At 55.8% G+C, this 5,067-nt stretch carries 5 protein-coding genes; 3 read left to right on the top strand and 2 right to left on the bottom strand.

The genetic code is table 11. The annotated features are described in order from the left end of the window. Positions 1 to 246: 246 nt before the first annotated feature. Positions 247 to 594, bottom strand: a complete 348-nt coding sequence (locus RTY00_RS17350) for a YacC family pilotin-like protein (RefSeq protein ID WP_007888732.1) — start codon at positions 592 to 594, stop codon at positions 247 to 249. A 177-nt stretch (positions 595 to 771) separates the two neighbouring features. Between RTY00_RS17350 and cueO the strand changes: the two genes are divergently transcribed. Continuing rightward, entirely contained in the window at positions 772 to 2,361 is a 1,590-nt protein-coding gene (gene cueO, locus RTY00_RS17345; RefSeq protein WP_312665268.1) for a multicopper oxidase CueO, read from the top strand. Here cueO and RTY00_RS17340 read toward each other — a convergent pair. Further along, positions 2,354 to 3,643, bottom strand: a complete 1,290-nt coding sequence (locus RTY00_RS17340; protein WP_312665267.1) for a cystathionine gamma-synthase family protein — start codon at positions 3,641 to 3,643, stop codon at positions 2,354 to 2,356. The genes cueO and RTY00_RS17340 overlap by 8 nt on opposite strands. 165 nt (positions 3,644 to 3,808) lie before the next feature. Here RTY00_RS17340 and hpt point away from each other — a divergent pair, with 165 nt between their 5' ends. Both hpt and RTY00_RS17330 read left to right on the top strand, forming a co-directional pair. After that, a complete protein-coding gene (gene hpt / locus RTY00_RS17335; protein WP_008108528.1) occupies positions 3,809 to 4,345 on the top strand; it encodes a hypoxanthine phosphoribosyltransferase in 537 nt (178 codons plus the stop codon). 192 nt (positions 4,346 to 4,537) lie between these two features. Then, a partial coding sequence (locus RTY00_RS17330; protein WP_312665266.1) for an ABC transporter ATP-binding protein occupies positions 4,538 to 5,067 on the top strand: 530 nt, incomplete at its 3' end.

Below are 5,067 nucleotides of genomic sequence, written 5' to 3'. Positions count from 1 at the left end.
GGATGAAGCGGTGTGCCGCGATCTGCGCGAGCGAGGTATTGGATTGGAGTTAACGGTTTAGATTCAGATTGGGAGTGTGCTGGCTATCCCCCATCCCGGCCTTCCCCCGCCAGCGGGGGAAGGAGACGCTGCCACATGCAACTCCTAACTACCATTTTGCAGCATCTTCCTCCCCCACTTGTGGGGGAGGACCGAGGAGGGGGACTGCGGGCACCAACCGAGTCAGCGTACAGCGGGCACTCAGAATTACTTAACGTAAGCCAGCAAACTCAGCGAATCGCGCGCCAGCGACTTACACTTCTTGTCGTTGGTAATGGCGATACCGCTCAAATCCTTGTAGCTCTCTTCGCCCAGCGACTTCATGTTGTAATTGCTGTAGTTGCTTAAATCCCAACGGTTTTGTTGGGCGAAAAACACCAGCGCTTTACGAATCTGTGCGTCCGGCAAATCCTGATAGCCACAATCGTTCTTGAGATAAACGAACACAGCGGTGAGGTCGGCCAGATCTTCTGCTTCGGATTCGCTCAGGGCAAAACTGGTGGAGGAGAAGCCAAGGAGTCCCGCCAGCAGCAGGATCTTGATGCTTTTCGTCATAATGATTCTCAACAAGGGACAATTTATTGACGTTAGCACAGTTATTGCCGGTATTCCGCTAAATTTGCCCTTTCGGGCCATTCCCGCCATTTTTATCAGTGCATTCTGTTTCAGGGCTTGACCCTCCCGCAGGGTAAAGGTTTACGCTGTGCCCTTATTCACGACAAGGATAAGAATATGCAACGTCGTCATTTTCTAAAGTTGACTGCCGCACTCAGCGCCGCCGGTGCGCTGCCGCTGTGGAGCCGCTCACTAATGGCCGCCACACGCCCATTATTGCCGATTCCCTCTATTTTGCAGCCTGATGCACGCGGGCAATACAACTTAACCGCCATGACCGGCAGCAGCCAATGGAATGGCAAAGCGGTGCCAACCTGGGGGTACAACGGTGGATTGCTCGGGCCTGCGCTGCGTCTGCAACGCGAAAAAGCGGTTACGGTGAATATCCATAATCAGCTGCCAGAAGCCACCACCTTGCACTGGCATGGGCTGGAAATTCCCGGCGATGTCGATGGCGGCCCGCAAGGGATCATTGCGCCCGGTGCAACGCGTCAGGTGAGTTTCACACCCGACCAACCCGCCGCGACCTGCTGGTTCCATCCGCATCAGCACGGTAAAACCGGTTATCAGGTGGCGCAAGGTCTGGCCGGTTTAGTGCTGCTGGAGGATGAAGCCTCCGGCAAGCTGCGTCTGCCGATGCAGTGGGGCGAAGATGATGTGCCGCTGATTTTCCAGGACAAGCAGTTGAATAAAGCGGGAACGCAAATCGATTATCAGCTCGATATCATGCGTGCCGCCGTCGGCTGGTTCGGCGATCTGATGCTGACCAACGGAGTGCAGTATCCGCAGCATGCGGTGCCGCGCGGCTGGCTGCGTCTGCGTTTGCTTAACGGATGTAACGCGCGTTCGCTGCATATCGCTACCAGCGATCAACGTCCGCTGTATGTGATCGGCAGCGACGGCGGTTTGCTGGCAGAACCGGTGAAAGTGGAGAGCTTGCCGCTGCTACCGGGCGAGCGTTTTGAAGTGCTGGTGGATACGTCAGATGGCAAAGCCTTTGACGTGGTGACGTTGCCAGTCACGCAAATGGGCATGACGCTGGCACCGTTCGATCAACCGCTGCCGCTGGTCAATATTCTGCCACTGCGCGTGCTGGCTAGCGGCACATTGCCGGACAAGCTGGTGGATCTACCGCCGATTCCTGCCACCGAAGGTCTGCAAAGCCGCTGGCTGCAGCTGATGATGGATCCGCAGCTTGATCAGAAAGGCATGCAGGCGTTGATGGATCGCTACGGCGATAAAGCCATGGGCGATATGAAAATGGATCATGGCAATATGGATATGAGTCACAGCGCTAAGCCGATGGATCATGGCGACATGGCGATGGATCACGGCAGCCACGGTAAAACCGCCGCCTACGATTTCCACAACGGCAACAAGATCAACGGTCAGGCATTTAACATGACCAAGCCGATGTTCAATGTCGAATTGGGCAAGCTGGAGAAGTGGACGATTTCCGGTGAAGGCGATCAAATGCTGCATCCGTTCCACATTCACGGCACGCAATTCCGCATCCTGTCAGAAAACGGCAAGCCGCCCGCGCCGCATCGCGCCGGCTGGAAAGACATGGTTAACGTTAACGGCTGGCGCAGCGAAGTGCTGGTGCGCTTCAACTATGTCGCTAACGCCGACAATGCCTACATGGCGCATTGTCATCTGCTGGAACATGAAGATACTGGCATGATGCTCGGTTTTAGCGTCAGTTAACCGAGGCTTCCAGCGCCAGGCGCATGTCTTCAATTAAGTCGTCAGGATGTTCGATACCAATCGACAAACGCACGGTCGCATCGGTGATGCCAATACGTTGCCGCACATCCTGCGGCACGCCCGAATGGGTGGTGCTGGCAGGATGGCTGGCGAGCGATTCGGTGCCGCCGAGGCTCACCGCCAGCTTGAACAGTTCCAGCGTATTGAGGAAACGGAACGCCGCCGCTTGCCCGCCACGAATATCAAACGAGAAGGTTGAACCGGCACCGCTGCACTGGCGCTGATACGTTTTGCCCGCCGGACTTTCAGCCGCCAGATACGGCAGCCAATGCAGTTTTTCCACCTGCGGATGATCGCGCAAAAACGCCGCCACTTTTTCGGCATTGCTGGTGGCTTTCTCCATGCGCAGCGACAGCGTTTCCAGCGAGCGACCAATCATCCAGCAAGAGTGCGGATCCAGCTGCGTGCCGATGGCGCTGCGCAGCGAACGCACTTTGCCGACCAGCGCTTTGCTCCCCAGCACCGCACCGGCAATCAAATCCGAATGGCCGCCGACATATTTGGTCAGGGAATAGAGCGACAAATCCGCGCCGTGCTGCAAGGGACGTTGAAATAACGGACCGAGCAACGTGTTATCGCAGGCGAGAATCGGCCGCGATCCTTGCTGCTGCGCAATCACATCCGCCACCTGCTGCATCAACTGAATATCCACCAAACTGTTGGTCGGATTGGCGGGTGTCTCAATCAGAATCAGCGCCACGCGTCCGCGCTGCCAAGCCAGTTTCGCCGCTTCATGCACCTTATCTTCGTCGGTGCCGTCGCTGAATCCCACCGCTTTGATCTCCAAATCGTGCAGTGTTTTACTCAGCAACGTTTCGGTGCCGCCGTACAGCGGCTGGGAATGCAGAATCACTTCACCCGGACGCGCAAACGTCAGCAGTGTAGTGGCAATCGCCGACATGCCGGAGGAGAACAGCGCCGCGCTTTCCGCGCCTTCGTACACCGCCAGCCGATCCTCCACGATTTCGCTGTTGGGATGGTTGAAGCGCGAATAGACCAGCCCGCCACTTTTGCCTTCTGGCGGCTGTTTACGCCCAGCGACGAAATCGAAAAAGTCCTGTCCCTCTTCGGCGCTGTTAAACACAAAGGTGGAGGTGAGAAATACCGGTGGTTTCACCGCGCCTTCCGATAACTGCGGATCGTAACCGTAATTCAGCATCTGCGTTTCCGGGTGCAACTCGCGCGTACCAATCTTGGTTTTTTTACTGGATGAAGCGGTCATAGGAACTCCAGAACTCGGCGGTGAAAGGGCGGACAGGTTCCTACAGTTAACGCCAGCGCGATAAATTTCGCCACGGAATCGTTTGCGTTCTGTGCGCGGCGTTAGACGCTGGCTCGACTATGATAGACTTCGTGGCTTTCCAAAAACCGTAACTGGACGCATGCAATGAAACATACCGTCGACGTGATGATCTCCGAACAAGAGATCGCAACCCGAATTGCCGAACTGGGCAAGCAGATTAACGAGCACTACCGCGACAGCGGCAGCGAAATGGTGCTGGTGGGTTTGCTGCGCGGCTCCTTTATGTTTATGGCCGATCTGTGCCGAGCCATCGACGTGCCGCATGAAGTCGACTTTATGACTGCGTCAAGCTACGGCAGCGGCATGTCGAGCACCCGCGATGTGAAAATCCTCAAAGATCTTGATGAAGATATTCGTGGTAAGGACGTGCTGATCGTGGAAGACATCATCGATTCCGGCAACACGCTGAGCAAAGTGCGCGAGATCCTACGCCTGCGTGAGCCTAAGTCACTGGCGATTTGTACTTTGCTGGATAAGCCAGAGCGCCGCGAAGTGGACGTCACCGTCGAATACGTGGGCTTCACCATTCCCGATGAGTTCGTGGTGGGCTTTGGTATTGATTACGCTCAGCGCTATCGCCATCTGCCGTATATCGGCAAAGTTATCCCGACCGGTGAATAACCGCACAATCGTCCAAGGCTAAACTTCCCCGCCTGCGATACACTGCGCAGCCCGTGAGTCAACGACTTAGGGGCTGGCTTCACTCTCTGCTAAACTCCATTGATTTCTTAATGTTAATGACCGCGACATCGTTCGTGCGCATTACCATTTTCATAGGCCTTTGATGTCTCTACAACAAGGTATGGATTCGCAATGACATATGCACTGGAAATTTCCGGGCTGACCAAAACCTATCCCGGCGGCGTACAGGCGCTGAAAGGACTCGATCTCAACGTGGAAGCGGGCGATTTTTACGCCTTGCTGGGGCCAAACGGCGCCGGAAAATCCACCACCATCGGTATTATCAGCTCGTTAGTGAATAAAACCGGCGGCAGCGTGCGCGTGTTTGGCTATGACCTGCAAAAAGACGTGGTCAATGCCAAGCGCCAGCTCGGGCTGGTGCCGCAGGAGTTCAACTTCAACCCGTTTGAGACCGTGATGCAGATTGTGGTTAATCAGGCCGGTTACTACGGCGTTGAACGCGCTGAAGCTAACAAGCGCGCGGAAAAATACCTCAATCAGCTCGATCTGTGGGGCAAACGCAACGAACGTGCGCGCATGCTTTCGGGCGGTATGAAGCGTCGCCTGATGATCGCGCGTGCGCTAATGCATGAGCCGAAGCTGCTGATCCTCGACGAACCGACCGCGGGCGTGGATATCGAACTGCGCCGTTCGATGTGGAG

The organism is Pantoea sp. CTOTU49201 (assembly GCF_032054795.1).
Lineage (GTDB): Bacteria > Pseudomonadota > Gammaproteobacteria > Enterobacterales > Enterobacteriaceae > Pantoea > Pantoea symbiotica.
This window is presented reverse-complemented; position numbering and strand designations above follow the sequence as displayed.